The 15,053-nt window shown below is 51.6% G+C and carries 15 protein-coding genes and 1 riboswitch; all 15 genes read right to left on the reverse strand.

Annotated features, from left to right (window positions below; genetic code table 11):
• Window positions 1-11 precede the first annotated feature (11 nt).
• Complete coding sequence (locus Undi14_RS04800) at window positions 12-749, reverse strand: hypothetical protein (RefSeq protein WP_200178361.1); 738 nt, start codon at window positions 747-749, stop codon at window positions 12-14.
• 117 nt (window positions 750-866) lie between these two features.
• Window positions 867-1,646 carry an acetolactate decarboxylase gene (budA, locus tag Undi14_RS04805; RefSeq protein WP_200178362.1) on the reverse strand — a complete coding sequence of 260 codons (780 nt, stop codon included), beginning with the start codon at window positions 1,644-1,646 and terminating at the stop codon, window positions 867-869.
• A gap of 156 nt (window positions 1,647-1,802) precedes the next feature.
• Complete coding sequence (locus Undi14_RS04810) at window positions 1,803-3,254, reverse strand: cobyric acid synthase (protein ID WP_234030427.1); 1,452 nt, start codon at window positions 3,252-3,254, stop codon at window positions 1,803-1,805.
• A gap of 83 nt (window positions 3,255-3,337) precedes the next feature.
• Complete coding sequence (locus Undi14_RS04815) at window positions 3,338-4,186, reverse strand: cobalamin-binding protein (protein WP_200178363.1); 849 nt, start codon at window positions 4,184-4,186, stop codon at window positions 3,338-3,340.
• Window positions 4,183-5,181: a cobalamin-binding protein gene (locus tag Undi14_RS04820; RefSeq protein WP_200178364.1), complete on the reverse strand. Its 999-nt coding sequence runs from the start codon at window positions 5,179-5,181 to the stop codon at window positions 4,183-4,185. The genes Undi14_RS04815 and Undi14_RS04820 overlap by 4 nt, the downstream gene beginning before the upstream one ends.
• On the reverse strand, window positions 5,178-6,188 hold the full coding sequence (cobD, locus tag Undi14_RS04825; protein WP_200178368.1) for a threonine-phosphate decarboxylase CobD: 1,011 nt from the start codon (window positions 6,186-6,188) through the stop codon (window positions 5,178-5,180). The genes Undi14_RS04820 and cobD overlap by 4 nt, the downstream gene beginning before the upstream one ends.
• Window positions 6,181-7,128: an adenosylcobinamide-phosphate synthase CbiB gene (gene cbiB, locus Undi14_RS04830; protein ID WP_200179199.1), complete on the reverse strand. Its 948-nt coding sequence runs from the start codon at window positions 7,126-7,128 to the stop codon at window positions 6,181-6,183. Before cbiB ends, cobD begins: the two co-directional genes overlap by 8 nt.
• Window positions 7,128-7,697, reverse strand: a complete 570-nt coding sequence (gene cobU, locus Undi14_RS04835; protein ID WP_200178370.1) for a bifunctional adenosylcobinamide kinase/adenosylcobinamide-phosphate guanylyltransferase — start codon at window positions 7,695-7,697, stop codon at window positions 7,128-7,130. The genes cbiB and cobU overlap by 1 nt, the downstream gene beginning before the upstream one ends.
• Before the next feature lies 1 nt (window position 7,698).
• The gene (locus tag Undi14_RS04840; protein ID WP_200178375.1) at window positions 7,699-9,000 is read right to left on the reverse strand and encodes a cobyrinate a,c-diamide synthase; all 1,302 of its coding nucleotides are present in this window, start codon (window positions 8,998-9,000) and stop codon (window positions 7,699-7,701) included.
• Entirely contained in the window at window positions 8,994-9,638 is a 645-nt protein-coding gene (gene cobO / locus Undi14_RS04845) for a cob(I)yrinic acid a,c-diamide adenosyltransferase (RefSeq protein ID WP_200178376.1), read from the reverse strand. The genes Undi14_RS04840 and cobO overlap by 7 nt, the downstream gene beginning before the upstream one ends.
• 6 nt (window positions 9,639-9,644) lie before the next feature.
• Complete coding sequence (locus Undi14_RS04850) at window positions 9,645-10,406, reverse strand: ABC transporter ATP-binding protein (protein WP_200178377.1); 762 nt, start codon at window positions 10,404-10,406, stop codon at window positions 9,645-9,647.
• A gap of 19 nt (window positions 10,407-10,425) precedes the next feature.
• On the reverse strand, window positions 10,426-11,445 hold the full coding sequence (locus tag Undi14_RS04855) for an iron ABC transporter permease (protein ID WP_200178378.1): 1,020 nt from the start codon (window positions 11,443-11,445) through the stop codon (window positions 10,426-10,428).
• A 262-nt stretch (window positions 11,446-11,707) separates the two neighbouring features.
• Window positions 11,708-13,564 carry a TonB-dependent receptor domain-containing protein gene (locus tag Undi14_RS04860; protein ID WP_200178379.1) on the reverse strand — a complete coding sequence of 619 codons (1,857 nt, stop codon included), beginning with the start codon at window positions 13,562-13,564 and terminating at the stop codon, window positions 11,708-11,710.
• Between the two features lie 109 nt (window positions 13,565-13,673).
• Window positions 13,674-14,006, reverse strand: a riboswitch (cobalamin riboswitch).
• A 67-nt stretch (window positions 14,007-14,073) separates the two neighbouring features.
• The gene (locus Undi14_RS04865; RefSeq protein WP_200178381.1) at window positions 14,074-14,484 is read right to left on the reverse strand and encodes a PilZ domain-containing protein; all 411 of its coding nucleotides are present in this window, start codon (window positions 14,482-14,484) and stop codon (window positions 14,074-14,076) included.
• Window positions 14,485-14,494: 10 nt separating this feature from the next.
• Window positions 14,495-15,040: a histidine phosphatase family protein gene (locus tag Undi14_RS04870; protein ID WP_234030473.1), complete on the reverse strand. Its 546-nt coding sequence runs from the start codon at window positions 15,038-15,040 to the stop codon at window positions 14,495-14,497.
• Window positions 15,041-15,053: the final 13 nt, after the last annotated feature.

Raw genomic sequence — 15,053 nt, forward strand, 5'->3', positions numbered from 1 at the left:
CTGAAGGCAGGTCATTGCTGGGCGACGGGTTCAAACACAATTACAGCGTCATCATTCCAACTCTGCTCATGCAATGGTGGTGAATAACGCAGGCCATCAGCAAGCAATGTCAGTGCCATCTTGCGCTCGCCGGACACCAGTGTGACAGCACTGCTTTTAAATGGTGAGAAATAAATGACCGTGATCATTGATGAATGACATGGGCCGCCAGCCGCACGAAACATATTCCGCCGCAGGAATGGCAACTCATCATATTCGACTGCCCAGCGTATTTCACACTCCAGACGCAGGTCACCAAGGCGGCGCGTGTTGGCAGCTAATCCGGCGCTGCGAACTTCCGGCCGCCAGCGAAAGCTCCCCTTCTTCTGATTCGTCAGTAAATCTGCATTATCGGCTTCCGCTTTTTTATCACGCGGCAAGGTGAAACCGCCATCTTTCGCGACGGGAATCGGTATTGAACTGTCATCGCTGACGATACGCAAGCCGACATCATGCAGACTGACATCCGGCTTCTGAGGAATTAACTGGAAACGAAAGACAGAACCGGGGGCTATTGACAGGTGAGATTCGTACGCGTTTAAACCCTTGAGTAATTGCCGGTAAGATTTCAATTCCGGGTCGCGGGTTGCTGAAATCTGCACCGATGATGCCGCAACTTCATCAGGATTTGTCGCAGGCTCCGACGCCTGTGCCGACGCTATGACAGACGCGACACAGACTCCCGTCATCCATACAGATAATTTACGCATTGCTTACCCCGGGCAAAAGAAAAAATGAGTGTAATGCAATTCCGTCTGATCCATTGCATGAAACACAAGGTATTAACTTTTGCACCCAAAGGTATCGTCAGATCAAAACACGATGTTTTACTCCCGGATTTTTTCGACTGCGTGTAATTCCTGCGCCCGGTCTTTTGACTGATCGGCATGAATGAAACCTTCAGTATCCGGCACCTGCAATTCAACCGTAGAAATCGTGGCGATGTTTACCTTGCCTGCCGTCAGTTGCAACGACAGCACATGACCGCCATGACTGACATCATCAGACAAATAATGCCAGTGATAACCCGGCACATTAAAGCCTTTGACAAATGCGGGACTGCGAAATCCTATCAATTGCCCTGAGGTGCTGCCAAGTTTAAAAACTGATTGAGTCTTAGTGACTTCAGCCAAAGGTTTGTAAGGTTTCTTTTGCGGATCGATGGCGCGCGTGGTCATCTCCGCAAAATTTCCTTGAATGCGTATCGCATAGAAAGCGTTTTTATTACTCAGACTGACATCGAGTTGCGCTTCCAGTTCGGCCAGCGTCGCCACACCTGCAAGGTTGATTTCTTTCGTCGGCTGAAAATAAGTAACGATCGCCAGCGGAGAAAGTTCTTGCGGCGACACGGTTTCGACTTTGCCGTTGCCCTTTGCTTTGTAGAACACGCCGTCAATCAGTATCATCTCGCCATCGACACGGTTATATGTACCTATTCCGAAATCACCGTGTCTGGCTAATTCAGCCACGGAAATATTGCCGTCATACGCACCGGCAAGCAAAGCATCGATTGTTGAATACTGAAACAGCCGGGCATCAGCAGCATGCGCGACAGATGACGAAAAAAGTAAAGCCAGAACAAGTGGACGCAGTAATCGTAAAGGCATGATAGTGAGAGCGAGTAGTAGAGTGAGAAGTCATTAAGTGTTGGCAAAAGCGAGCATGCCGCCGACATAAATACCGACAGGTAAGATGTTCATTATGCGCATGAAGACAACAAACTCACAATCACTTTCACCAGCTGTGGTCGTCACTCCTTCCGGCTATAAGGCGCGCAAAGCGTCGAGTAGCGGTATGCAGGCATCTGCCACGCGATCAATGCTCTGTTCGCGTAATGCAGACAAATCAACGACCGCGTCACTTTGCAGACCCGCCCATGCAAGTAAGGCGCTGCAAGCTTCAGGGTGATCAAATAATCCATGCAGATAAGTGCCGAGTATCAGATCATCCGGTGAGCGGGCGCCTTCGTCCTCGCCATTCAGGTGAAATGCGGGCAAGGTTTCATTGCTGGCGTATGTCAACCCCATGTGAATTTCATAGCCCTGCACTGCCGCCGGTGCACCATCTGCGGCAAATCCGAAAGCACAGTAACCACTGACCTGTTGCAGACGTTTTTCCTGCGTCAGCTCGGTTGTGATATCCAGCAAACCTAAACCATCCGAATCACCTGCGGTACCTTCGACGCCATACGGGTCACTGATGATCTGTCCCAACATCTGATAGCCACCGCAAATGCCTATCACTTTGCCGCCGTAGCGCAGATGTTTTTCCAACGCTTGCTGCCATCCCTGGTGCTGCAGAAATGCCAGATCGGCACGGGTATTTTTACTGCCGGGCAAAATAATCAGATCAGCAGGCGGGATCGCATGATCAGGGCCGATAAACTGTAAATCAACATCGGGATGCGCACGCAAGGCATCAAAATCCGTGTGATTGGAAATACGCGGTATCGCAGGTACGATGATGCGGAATTTTCCGCTACTTTGTTGTGCTGGTTGTATCGCATCTTCGGCGTCCAGCTGTAAGCCATGCAGATACGGCAAAACTGCGAGCACAGGTTTACCAGTCTTTTGTTCCAGCCATTCCAGCCCTGGTTCCAGCAAGCGGATATCGCCACGAAAACGATTAATCACAAAGCCGACAATGCGCTGTTGCTCGGATTCAGATAAACACGCCAGCGTACCAATGAAATGGGCAAAGACACCGCCGCGATCAATATCCGCCACCAGTATCACCGGACAATCGACCGCTTCCGCAAAACCCATATTGGCAATATCACGATCACGCAGATTCACCTCGGCGGGGCTGCCTGCGCCTTCAACAATAATCGCGTCGTATTGATGTTGCAGACGCTGATACGATTCCAGCACAGCCCCCATCGCAATGGTTTTGTACTGGTGGTAATCGCGCGCATCCATATCTGCACGCACCTTGCCATGAATGATGACTTGCGCCCCGGTATCGGACGAGGGTTTCAACAATACAGGATTCATATCAGTATGAGCAGGCACACCGGCGGCGATGGCCTGTAAAGCCTGGGCACGCCCGATCTCGCCGCCATCAATCGTCACGGCGCTATTGAGCGCCATGTTCTGCGGCTTCATCGGCGCCACCCTCACACCGTCTCGCTGCAACAAGCGACAGAGCGCTGCAACCACCGTACTTTTGCCCGCATCCGACGTCGTGCCCTGTACCATTAAAGTAGAAATCTGCATGCGACTACGCTTTCTTAAAAGGTTCCGGCAAACACCGGGGCAAATAAAAAAAGGAAAAAACTGTCCTGTTGATTTCCACGGAATTAAGCCGCGACTTCCGGGGCGACTGACGAACGTTTTACAGACAAAGGTTGCGAGGCCTGCCACTCCGCAATCAGTACATGCAATTGCAGAAGTCCGTGCTGGATTGCCGAAGGCCCCGGCGAGAGTATGTCTGCCGATTTGATTTCCAATACCCGCCCATGACGAACAGCCGGAATCGCATCCCAGCCTTCGCGTGTAACCACACTGTCCGGCCGGAATTTTTTTCCGCACCATGAGCCGATAATGATATCCGGCGCGCGTCGAACCACTTCGGCCGGGTCTGCGATGATGCGCTGTCTGGCGCTATGAAAACCAGCCAGATCAGCAAACACATCGTCACCACCGGCAATCTGTATCAACTCAGATACCCAGCCGATACCAGACATCAGCGGCTCATTCCACTCTTCAAAATAAACCTTCGGTCGGTGCGTCCACTGTGCCGCCTGATGGCGGATAACATCGATTTGCGCCTGCAGTTCTGCGATCAACTGCGCACCCTGCTCCTGTTTCCCTACCAGTGCAGCTAACACTTTGATCATGTGCAGAATACCTGCAACATGATGCTGATTGAACGCATGGACTTCAATACCAGCGCTGATCAATTCGCGCACAATCTCGGATTGCATATTGGAATAGGCAATCACCAGATCGGGCTTCACCGCCAGTATCCGCTCAATCTGAGCAGAGGAAAAACCACTGACCTTGGGTTTCTCATCACGGGCACGCGCTGGTCTTGTGGTGTAGCCGGAAATACCTGCGATGCAATCTTCTGCGCCTAGCGCATATAAAACTTCCACAGCTTCGGTAGATAAGCAGGCGATACGCTCAAACAAAGGGGTGGTATTCATTTTTTTCCTTGTGATGAAGTCGCAGATTTCTCGCGTTTTTGCCGCGCTTGCTCCAGCGCTTCACATATCGCTTTAGCGCCATCAATAATCCGCGGGCCGGATCGGTTCACCAGATCGCCATCAATCAGTACCAGATTATTGTTTTTTGCGGCCAGCAACGATGTCATGCTTTTCCATTGGTCGATACCATTTGAAGCCTGATTGCGGCTTTCCGCACTGATTAACACTTCCGGATTTTCCTGCAACACGGCTTCAACGCTGACGACAGGTGCGGTCACATTCAGTTTGCCAAAAATATTTTCACCGCCGCAGACACGTATCGCATCGCTGACAATATGCTTATCATTGAGCGTATACAAAGGCTTGTGCCATACCTGATAAAACGTACGCACTTTCGCTTTTCCCTGATACTGCGCACGCAGTTGCTGCAACTGCTGGCGGAAATCGTTCGCTGAAAGTTGGGCGGCTTTTTCGGTACCAAGCAAACTCCCGAGTTTGAGGATGGTGTCAGGAATCTGCTCCAGCTTTTGCGGATCGCTGAAAAAAAATGGCACGCCCGATTGCTTCAACACTTCCAACTGGCGCTCAAAAGCACCGTGCATCCAGATCACCAGCAAATCAGGTTTCATCGCCATAATGCGTTCCAGATCAAACTGTCGGTTATCGCCTATGCGTGGAATATCCTTTGCCGCCGCAGGATAATCACTGTATTTGACTGTGCCGATAATTTTGTCACCGGCACCAGCAGCAAAAATCAATTCCGTCACATGCGGTGACAGGCTGATCACGCGTTGTGCCGGCTTGGCTAAACTGACGGTATGACCAAGGTCATCCGTCACACTGATCGCCGCCTGCGCCGATGCTGACAACAACAGAGTGACGATACCCAATACGAAAAAATGACAGAAAAATAAGTTCACGTAGTTATCCTCTTTTTTACTCTCTTTTTTACTCTCTTTTTTGCTCTCATTGTTGCGACTGACATTGACGCTCATATCTGGCTCGTCCATTCAGCACAGGCCAGTTGCAAACGCTGCCACCCGGCTTCATTTGCAGGCAAGCCAAAACGCACGCCATGCGGCCTGTACGCCCCTTCTTCAAACCAGCGCAACCAGATGCCGCGTTCTGCCATGAAATGGCATAGCGCTTGACTTTGCTGTTGTAAGTGGTGGTCACTGATCCATTGAAATAAATCCGTGCCGGAACATTGCCAGTTTTGCTGTATCAACAGACAGCGCAAGCGTTCACCTTCTCGCTGTAAAAGCAGTCGTTGATGCTGTTGCCAGCTCGTATCCGACAAAGCAGAGATGGCAATTTGTTGTGCCGGTCCGCTGATAGTCCATGGTCCTAGGTAATTTGCAAGGCGATCCAGTAAGGCGCTGCTGGCAGCGACGAAACCAAGCCGAATGCCAGCCAGACCAAAAAATTTGCCGACTGAACGCAAGACGATTAATCCCTCACGCTGGGTGTGCGCTGCGACACTGATCTCCGGCAAGGTATCGGCAAACGCCTCGTCCACGATCAGCCAACCGCCGCGCTGCGCCAGTTGTTCAGCCCATTGCAGAAGTTGCGCCGGGGCGATCACCTCACCGGTAGGATTATTTGGATTACACAACACCACCACATCGGAATTTGCCACTGCGTCGTGCAAATCCTCATAACGGGTTTCACTCACCGCATGTCCGGCCTGCCGCCATTGATACGCATGTTCGGCATAAGACGGTGCAGATACCACCACCCGCGAAAGCGAACGCAAACGTGGCAATGCTTGAATTGCCGCCTGACTGCCAGCCACCGCGAGCATGTGCGGTGCGCCGTAAAAGGTCTGCGCGGCATGGATTAAATCATCGGAATACTCAGGCAACCGGTGCCAGGCGTTTGGTGCAAGCGCAGGCGCAGGATAGAAATGAGGGCTAATGCCGGTCGATAAATCCAGCCAGTCATCGAGCGGACGAGAAAACATCTTTGCTGCATCACGTAAATTGCCGCCGTGTTTAAGCATATAAAATCCCGCTTAAAAACAACGCTGCCAGGACGATGATGCCAGTCCACAACAGGGTGCCGCTAAAAACCAGTTGCCATGCACGCTGAATATCCGATGCCACCGCTAACTTGCCTTTGCCTAACAGCGGACGGTTTTCATTCTCACCATCGTAGCGGGCATTACCGCCCAAGGTCAGATTCAGCGCACCGGCTCCCGCTGCCATGACAGGACCCGCATTCGGACTGGGCCAGCGTGGTGCCTGATGCTGCCAGCACTGCAAGGCCAGACGCGTGTTGCCGAGAACGGCATAAGTCAGCGCTGTCAGGCGTGCAGGCAGCCAATTCAAGCCATCGTCAATACGCGCCGCCACGCAGCCAAAACGTAAAAACCGGCTGGAACGATAACCCCACATGGCGTCCAGGGTATTTGCCAGACGATATAAAACAGCACCGGCACCACCCAACAACATAAACCAGAACAAGGTGCCGAATACCGCATCACAACCGTTTTCCAACACCGATTCAACGCTGGCTTTGGCCAGATATTCTTCATCCGCATCATCGGTATCGCGACTGACGATATACGATGTCAGCCTTTGTGCCGTCGCGAGATCGCCGTCAAGCAGCGCTTGCTGTATCGGTAAATTGTGGTCGCGTAAGCTGCGTAAGCCGAGGCAGAAATACAGCAAAATGCCATGCAATACAGGTGCCAGCCAGGTCGTGTAATGATGGGCAAACCACAAACCCAGTATCGCGAGCAATACGAACGGCAGCACGACCAGCAGCCAGGCAATAGCCCCTGTCCAGCGGCTTGCCGATGCGCGGTTCAGGCCTTGTTCGACCCGATTTGCCAGATGACCAAAACCCACCAGCGGATGCCATTTTCTGACTTCGCCGAATGCCATATCCAGCACGACACCGAACAGTAAACACAAGGCAGTAGTCAAACCCGTCATCATCAGCATGGTGCGCCCTTTAAAAATAAAGGTAAGCCCGCCGCAACCCAGACGACCTTGTCGCAACTGGCGGCCACTGCCTGATTCAAACGCCCGGCTTCATCCACAAACCAGCGTGAAATCGCCCCCATCGGGACGATCCCCATGCCTACTTCGTTCGACACCAGAATGACATCGCCCTTTGCCTGTTCAAGCGCGTTCAGCATTTCGCTCCGTTGTTCAGCGAATAATGCTGGCGGCGTAATCTGACCGACCTCAGGAAATTCCACATTTTCTGAAAATAATAAATTCGACAGCCAGACGGTCAGGCAATCAATCAGCAAGACTGTTCCGGGCTGACTGTATTCCTGTATCGCTGCGCCCAGTGCGGTTGTTTGCTCTATGGTTTGCCAATCTGCCGGGCGGCGACTTTGGTGATGAACGATGCGTTGCTGCATTTCACTGTCTGCCGCTGCTGCCGTTGCGAGGTAAATCACCTGCTTGCTACCTTCCGCAGAAAGACGAAGCGCCAGTTGTTCTGCATACGCACTTTTACCTGAGCGGGCACCACCGAAAATCAAGCTGCGACTCATTTCAAGTCCTTAAAAATAAGCGCGCTGCGGCTATCGGGTTCGACGCAAAATAGGCATGAAAATACGAGGCATGCAAGTGCCCGCACTGATAAATCGCTTCGCCTTGATCGCTGTCGGAGTAATGCGCATTTTTGATCGTATGAACAACTGGATGCAGCGATGTGTCGAAGCGCGAATAGTGAAAAGTATGACCGCGTAAATCTCCGTCAGAAAAATGCCATGCCTGCGCGCCGAGTGCTGCAAGTTTTTTCTGCATGTGCACTTCACCGCTCAGCAAACCAGCCATAGGCCAATATTTTCCATCGTGATCAACCAATCCTTCCGTCAGCGCCATCATGCCGCCACACTCGGCCAATATCGGCATACCGGCAGCATGTGCCACGTTGACCGACGCTATCCATTGTTGCGCAGTGCTCAAGGTCGCCGCGTGCAATTCGGGATAACCGCCAGGCAGATACAGGGCATCGGCTTGGGCAGGAACAGGCTGATCGGCAAGCGGAGAAAAGAACAGCAATTCTGCACCCAGCATGCGCAGAGTATCCAGATTTGCGGCATAGATAAAAGCAAATGCGGCATCACGGGCAACTGCAATTTTTTTCCCTTCCAACAAGCGAGGAATCGCGGCAGTGGCAGCAAGCGCAAACTGTGTTTCAGGTAAGGCGTCCCATGCCTGCATATCGAGATCGAGCTGCTCTGCCATGGTATCAAGCATGGTATCAATTTGTCCTACTTCCTCCGGCAATACCAGCCCCAGATGTCGCTCAGGCAGCACTTCGACCTGGCGTGGCAGGTATCCGAGCAAAGGAATGTCCCGCATCGCGGCTGCCACCATTTTTCCATGCCCAGCAGAGGCAACACGGTTAGCGATCACGCCGGCCAGATGAACCGGCCCGAAGTCCCGCAAGCCCAGCGCCAGCGCGCCCACAGTCTGCGCCATAGCAGCAACATCCAACACCGCAAGTACCGGCACACCAAAAGCACGCGCCAGATCGGCGGAAGATGGTCTGCCATCGTACAACCCCATCACGCCTTCTATCAGAATCACATCCGCTTCCAGCGCCGCCTGCGCCAGCATGGCCTGCGATGCTGATTGCCCGACCATCCATAAATCGAGCGAATAGACGGGGGAGCCACCAGCACGTTCGAGGATCATCGGGTCGATAAAATCCGGCCCGGTTTTAAAGATTCTGACGATCTTACCTTGCCCACGCAACTTGCGGGCAAGCGCCGCCGTTGTCGTTGTTTTTCCTTGTCCGGACGCGATCGCAGATACCAACACCACTTTGGCCTGAGCTATCACCATTCAACTCCTACCTGCGCCACGATGCCATCTTTGAATGCATGTTTTACGACATTCATTTCTGTCACGGTATCTGCTATCGCAATCAACTCCGGCAATGCACCGCGGCCAGTGACAACCACGTGCTGCATTTCAGGACGGGCGTCCAGATCGGCAATCACCGTATCGAGATCCAGATAATGGTATTTCAGCGCAATATTGAGTTCATCAAACACCACCAGGCCGATGCTGGGATCACTCAGAAACTTCTTTGCCTGCGCCCATGCGACCGTCGCTTTTTCAATATCACGATCACGATTCTGCGTCTCCCAGGTATAACCTTCGCCCATCGCGTAGAACTCGACTTCATCAGGAAAACGACGCAGGAAAATTTCTTCTCCGGTTGACATCGCCCCTTTGATAAATTGCACAACACCGACTTTCATGCCATGCCCTAATGCGCGCATCACCATACCAAATGCACTGGAACTTTTTCCCTTGCCATTACCGGTATGGATCAGCAATACACCTGTCGTGCGCTGGGCTTGCTGAATTTTTTCATCCATCAGCGCTTTCTTGCGTTCCATGCGGCGCTGATGGCGGGTGTTGATATTGTCGCTATCGATAGATGAAGCAATCGGTGCAGAAGGAAGGTCGCTCATAATTATTTAATTTTTCGGTATAAAAAGTATCTGACCGTGATGCTCAAAGCGCTCTATCGGATAACCAAGACAAGCGCCCAATTGTGCGGCAGTCAGCATGTCTTCAGCGCTGCCAGCCAGCCATTGACCATCGCCCATTAACAACAAGGCGTGACTGGCAATGCGTTGAGCAAGATTCAGGTCATGACTGACCATAATGACGGACTTATTTTTTTCGCGACAACAACGCGACAGCAATTGCATGACACTCACCTGATGCGCGAGATCGAGTGCGTTTGCAGGTTCATCCAGCAGCATGAGTTGCGCATCCTGCGCCAGCAAGGCGGCAATTGCAACACGCTGACGCTCGCCGCCAGACAAGCTGCGGACATCGCGTTGTGCCAGATCAGCAACGTCCAGTTCGCGCATCGCATCTAAGGCAATCTGCATGTCATCGCCGGATTCCCAGTAATGGGCATCATGATAGGGATGGCGTGCGCTCAATACCGTCTCGATGGCCGAATAACCGAATGCATCGGTGCGGGATTGCGATAAAAAAGCACGTTCACGCGCAAGCTCTGCCAGTGGCCATGTCGACAGCGATTTTCCGTCTAAAAAAATGTCTCCGGATTCCACCGGACGCAAGCCTGCCAGTGTGCGTAACAAGGTACTTTTACCGGCACCGTTGCGGCCAATAATGCACCAGCATTCGCCCGCGTTTACCTGCCAGTTCAACTCTTGCACCAGCAGGCGTTTGCCAGCAGTTAAATTCAAATGATGGGTTTTCATCGTTATCGTCCCATTCTCGTTAGCGGCGGCGCAACTGATGCAACTGCAACAAAAACACCGGCACGCCGATGACGGCGGTAATTACCCCCACCGGCAACTGCTGTGGTGCCACCACGGTACGCGCAATCGTGTCGGCAAGGACCAGAAAACTGCCACCCGCCAGCGTTGCAGCTGGGATCAATAAACGGTGGTCTGGCCCCAAAGCAAAGCGACATGCATGCGGCATAATCAGGCCGACAAATCCTATGCTGCCCGCTGTGCTGACCGCACTGGCCGTCAGTAAGGCCGAACATAAAAATAAGAGCTGACGCAAACGTCCGATATTCACGCCCAGCGTACTGGCGACATCCGCATGCATCGCTGCAATATTGATCGCACGCGCATTTCGCATCGCAAACAAAAATACGCCAGCGCCGACCACCCATGGCAAATAGCGCGACTGCGCCCCGGATAAATCTCCTATCATCCAGAACACCATGCCGCGCAAACGGCTATCGGGTGCTACCGACAACATCAAGGTAATCAATGCACCGCAACCGGACGCGACTATCACGCCGGTCAGCAATAACACGGGCGCGCTGCCATCGCTGCTGCCACTGCCACGGAAATCACGGTAGGCGAGGCCGAATAAGAGCAAGGCAACCGCAAGCGCCCCGCCGAACGCAGCCAGATCAACCATCCAGAACGCGCCATAGAATAAGATTGTGGCCAGCGCGCCGACAGATGCTCCGCCGGAAATGCCCAGTACATAAGGGTCTGCGAGGGGATTACGCAACAAGGCCTGCATCATGACGCCGGACAAGGCAAGCGTGGCACCGGTGATGAATCCTGTGAATGCACGCGAAAGTCGCAATTCAAGCAAACTCGCGGCAAGAGAATTGGCGGGGCCGCGCATCAATTCCATAGCAGCATCAGCCAGCTCGGAAAAACTCAGCGCGACAGAACCTGTGAGGCCAGCAAATATAATGCTGGCGAAGGTGAAAAACAGCAGAAAACCAAATATCAGACTGGCATGTCGCTTCGCCCGACTTGCAGGCATTAAACCATCCTGCGTCGGCGGCGAGCTGAAAAAAAGAAACTTGTTGCGCATGTACAGCCCGATCAATTTAAATTAGGACTGACGCAAAATTGTCCCAGCAAGGCATGGCGACGAAGACAGTACGAATAGTACGACTAGGCGCCATAACACCGCTGGGGCGGTTTTGAGTAAGTTCTATAAATAAAATCTGTGCCCGCATTCGGACACAGATTCTTCTTCATGTTGAATACCGCTTTAATTCGCGATTCAATTTTTGCTTTGATTATTTAAAACCGTAATTCAATCCAACAAAGATATTTGATCCCGCCGTTGCATAGCCTTTGGCAAGCTCATAGTCTTTATTCAGCGCATTATTCCAGCGGCCAATCAATGACAGATTTTTCATGATTTCATACGTGCCGTAAATATTCAGCAAGCCGTATCCAGCCAAGGTCTTTTTGTTTGCGACATCATCAAAACGATTGCCGGAAAAGACGGTTTCTACGCCGATTTTTGCTTTCGCTATTGTGTATTCTGCCGCCAGGGAACCATGTTTTTTGGAGCGACGAGCAAGACGCAAGCCAGTCGTATCATCTTTCGGGTCCTGAATATCGACGGAACCACGCAGATTCCAGTCACCCAAACGAGTGTTCGCCCCCACAGTCAGACCAGACATCGTGGCTTTATTCACGTTGTAAGCACAACCGTAAGGATGACCTTTTACATCCACAGGGCAGGTATTGGTGCTGACGAGCAAGTCTGTTGCCTTGTTCTGATAATAAACAGCGCTGAGTTGCGTATCGCCAAGCTCATAATAAATGCCTGCTTCGGCATTTTTTGCTTGCTCGGGCTTATTCGAGGCAACGCCATAACCCGGGTAATACAACTCGTTAAACGTCGGCGCACGGAAGCTGCTGCCATAACTGGCGTTCACACGCCACGAGTCATTCAGCTTATAACCATAAGCAACACTGCCCGTGGTATGAGAACCGTAGACCGAGCTGCGGTCATAGCGCACACTCGCACTCGCCAGATGAGCCTGATGTTTCAAGACATAGGATGCCGCCAGAGAATCCGTCTTGCGCTCACCATTCAGCGCCGCAGTATTCGTATCCACTGTTTCTTCACGACGTTCCGCCAATAATTGCAATACGTCTTTACCGATGCGGATATCGTTCTGAAAAGTGATCAGATTCTGCACCGTATCAATCTGACTCTTGCCATAAGAGGCATCAGTAAAGGTTCTGTCGGTTGATTGTGCAAACTGCAAAGAGGCAGTCCAGATATCGTTAATGCGTGCCTTACCAAAAGCAGAAATGGTTTCTAAGTTCTGTACGCTGTAATCGTTATATCCAAGGCCGGAATCAAACTGGGCATTCAAACGGCTTTGTAAAAACTTGCCTCCAAACTCCAGATCCTTACTGACTTCGTAATCAGCACGCAAGCTGACACTGTCAAGTTTGTAGCCATCTTTATCGGGATTGTAGGAATAGATGCCCGCGCCTGGTTTGGTTGCAGAAAAGCCTTCATCTTCATCATGCGCGACATTCAGCGCCAGACTCAGATTACTGCTGACAGATCCGGAAACTCCGGCCTGTACTTTACGCGTACCGTAACTGCCGGCACCAAGCGAAGCCGTTGTATTCAACACACCCGACGTTTTTTTAGTAAAAATATGAATCACGCCACTCATGGCATCTGCACCATACAGGCTGGACAAAGGACCATAAACGATTTCAATATGGTCGATCTGACTCAATGGGATAGTCGCCCAGGTCGCACCGCCGGTAGTTGAAGAACCAACACGGACACCATCGATCAACACCAAATTTTGCGTGTTGTTACCACCACGCATAAATACAGAAGAATTATTACCAGGACCGCCATTGCGACTGATTTCTATGCCGCGTTGTTGTTGCAGCAGATCGACGACGGATGCCGCGCCTGATTGTTGAATTTGCTCAGCAGTGATCACGACATTGTCGGCGAGAACATCAATCGCGGCCTGTGGTTGACGACCCGCGGTGATAATCACGCTGGATGCGGTCGAAACAGAAATCGACTGGGCAAATGCAGAAGATGCGGGAAATGCGGCGGCCACGGCAAGACCGAGGGCAAGAGGTTTGAATACAGAGTTCATGATGTAGAAAATAAGCGAGGCATACAGCCAACGTCCCCGCAGGCTGTATTCAACAAAGCGAACGTCAAATATTTCTGCACAGCGTAGCCGTCGCAGAAAATGCCTGCCGTATCACTTCACTTATTCTGGCCGGTATCCGGGCTGACAAATATCACCATCTGACCTTCCCATGCATCAACGCACAGTGGTATTGGAAAATGGCTGGCTGTATCAATCGTATTTATCGTAACAAGGTCGTGACAATCAACAGAAAGAAATACAGCAACTTGTACACCGTTGCGGGGGCAGCACACTCTTGCTTTTCATCTTGAAATCCGGTGATCTGTCTTTTATCGTGCCGATTGCGCACGCAGATCTCTGGATATTTCCGGAATTACATCGTGTTTCCCGTTTAACTGCAGACATGAGCATGTCCGCGAGCACCAAAACTCCGTCATTCTATCGGCAGATGACAAGTCGGGCAAGGATGGGGATGAAAACAACATTGCGACAACAGCAAGATAATCTTATCAAGAAGCGAACTTATTCGCTCTGGAAATCCAGGCATTGACCAGTTCTGAATGTAAATCAGACATATTGGTCAGATGCATACCGGCATGATAGTGATCGCCACTGAGAATGATATGCCGGACAGATCCTTTGCATGCAACGCGGAAAATGTCATCGCTGTTCGCGATACCGGGGATTTCTATCATCATCGGGTAGATTTGTGTGAGTTGCAAACTTTCAGGGCACTGCACTAACACGCCCTCACCGGAAATATTCACGGCCCGGCACAACAACAAATGACCATCCGGCATTCTGATGCCGCAACGCCAGCTCACATTGATACGCGGGGCTCGTCTGAGTTCTATCATGAGAATAATGTCACCGGTTAGCGCGCCATAGGTTTCCGCACTTAGCTCAGAACGGAAAACCAACCTTCATATCCTACATGACAATATTAATATCAATGCAACAACCATATGAAAATTCATCCTTACTCTGCACCGCCCGTTGCGCGATGCCGACACTTCCAAGAGCATTCTCCCACGCGGCAATCATTTTAATGACGCCAGCGTGGCAAACAATCACCGCCTCAGGCTCCGCTGTCGCATGTAAATCGCCCAGAAACGCACTCACCCTCCCAGCCATCTGCACAAGGTTTTCCTGTTGCCCGGGACGATAATGAACGACATCAGCAGCCCAGGCATCAATTTCTGAACGGGAAATCTGTTCCCAAGCCTGCATTTCCCAATGACCGAAATTCAGCTCCATGATACGAGGGTCTATAAGCGGTGTCGGATGCAACAAGTCTGCCAACCGTGTGCAACGTTGCAAAGGACTGGAATATACGGGAATATGCGCTGGCCAGCATGGTTTCAACCTGGCAGCCAGAGAGCTGCAGTCCGATGAAGTAACGGCAACGTCTGACTGACCATAGCAAATACCAGGTGCGATGAGGGGTCTCGTATGACGTATCAAATGCAAGAGCATCGTATCCACGCTT

This window comes from Undibacterium sp. 14-3-2, from assembly GCF_016595265.1.
In the GTDB taxonomy this organism is placed as follows: Bacteria; Pseudomonadota; Gammaproteobacteria; order Burkholderiales; family Burkholderiaceae_D; genus Undibacterium; species Undibacterium aquatile.

What these genes read in the sequence shown, in the direction of transcription:
- Undi14_RS04800 (WP_200178361.1), bottom strand. Translation starts at nt 749, where the DNA reads ATGCGTAAATTATCTGTATGGATGACGGGAGTCTGTGTCGCGTCTGTC.
- budA (WP_200178362.1), bottom strand. Translation starts at nt 1,646, where the DNA reads ATGCCTTTACGATTACTGCGTCCACTTGTTCTGGCTTTACTTTTTTCG.
- Undi14_RS04810 (WP_234030427.1), bottom strand. Translation starts at nt 3,254, where the DNA reads ATGCAGATTTCTACTTTAATGGTACAGGGCACGACGTCGGATGCGGGC.
- Undi14_RS04815 (WP_200178363.1), bottom strand. Translation starts at nt 4,186, where the DNA reads ATGAATACCACCCCTTTGTTTGAGCGTATCGCCTGCTTATCTACCGAA.
- Undi14_RS04820 (WP_200178364.1), bottom strand. Translation starts at nt 5,181, where the DNA reads ATGAGCGTCAATGTCAGTCGCAACAATGAGAGCAAAAAAGAGAGTAAA.
- cobD (WP_200178368.1), bottom strand. Translation starts at nt 6,188, where the DNA reads ATGCTTAAACACGGCGGCAATTTACGTGATGCAGCAAAGATGTTTTCT.
- cbiB (WP_200179199.1), bottom strand. Translation starts at nt 7,128, where the DNA reads ATGATGACGGGTTTGACTACTGCCTTGTGTTTACTGTTCGGTGTCGTG.
- cobU (WP_200178370.1), bottom strand. Translation starts at nt 7,697, where the DNA reads ATGAGTCGCAGCTTGATTTTCGGTGGTGCCCGCTCAGGTAAAAGTGCG.
- Undi14_RS04840 (WP_200178375.1), bottom strand. Translation starts at nt 9,000, where the DNA reads ATGGTGATAGCTCAGGCCAAAGTGGTGTTGGTATCTGCGATCGCGTCC.
- cobO (WP_200178376.1), bottom strand. Translation starts at nt 9,638, where the DNA reads ATGAGCGACCTTCCTTCTGCACCGATTGCTTCATCTATCGATAGCGAC.
- Undi14_RS04850 (WP_200178377.1), bottom strand. Translation starts at nt 10,406, where the DNA reads ATGAAAACCCATCATTTGAATTTAACTGCTGGCAAACGCCTGCTGGTG.
- Undi14_RS04855 (WP_200178378.1), bottom strand. Translation starts at nt 11,445, where the DNA reads ATGCCTGCAAGTCGGGCGAAGCGACATGCCAGTCTGATATTTGGTTTT.
- Undi14_RS04860 (WP_200178379.1), bottom strand. Translation starts at nt 13,564, where the DNA reads ATGAACTCTGTATTCAAACCTCTTGCCCTCGGTCTTGCCGTGGCCGCC.
- Undi14_RS04870 (WP_234030473.1), bottom strand. Translation starts at nt 15,040, where the DNA reads ATGCTCTTGCATTTGATACGTCATACGAGACCCCTCATCGCACCTGGT.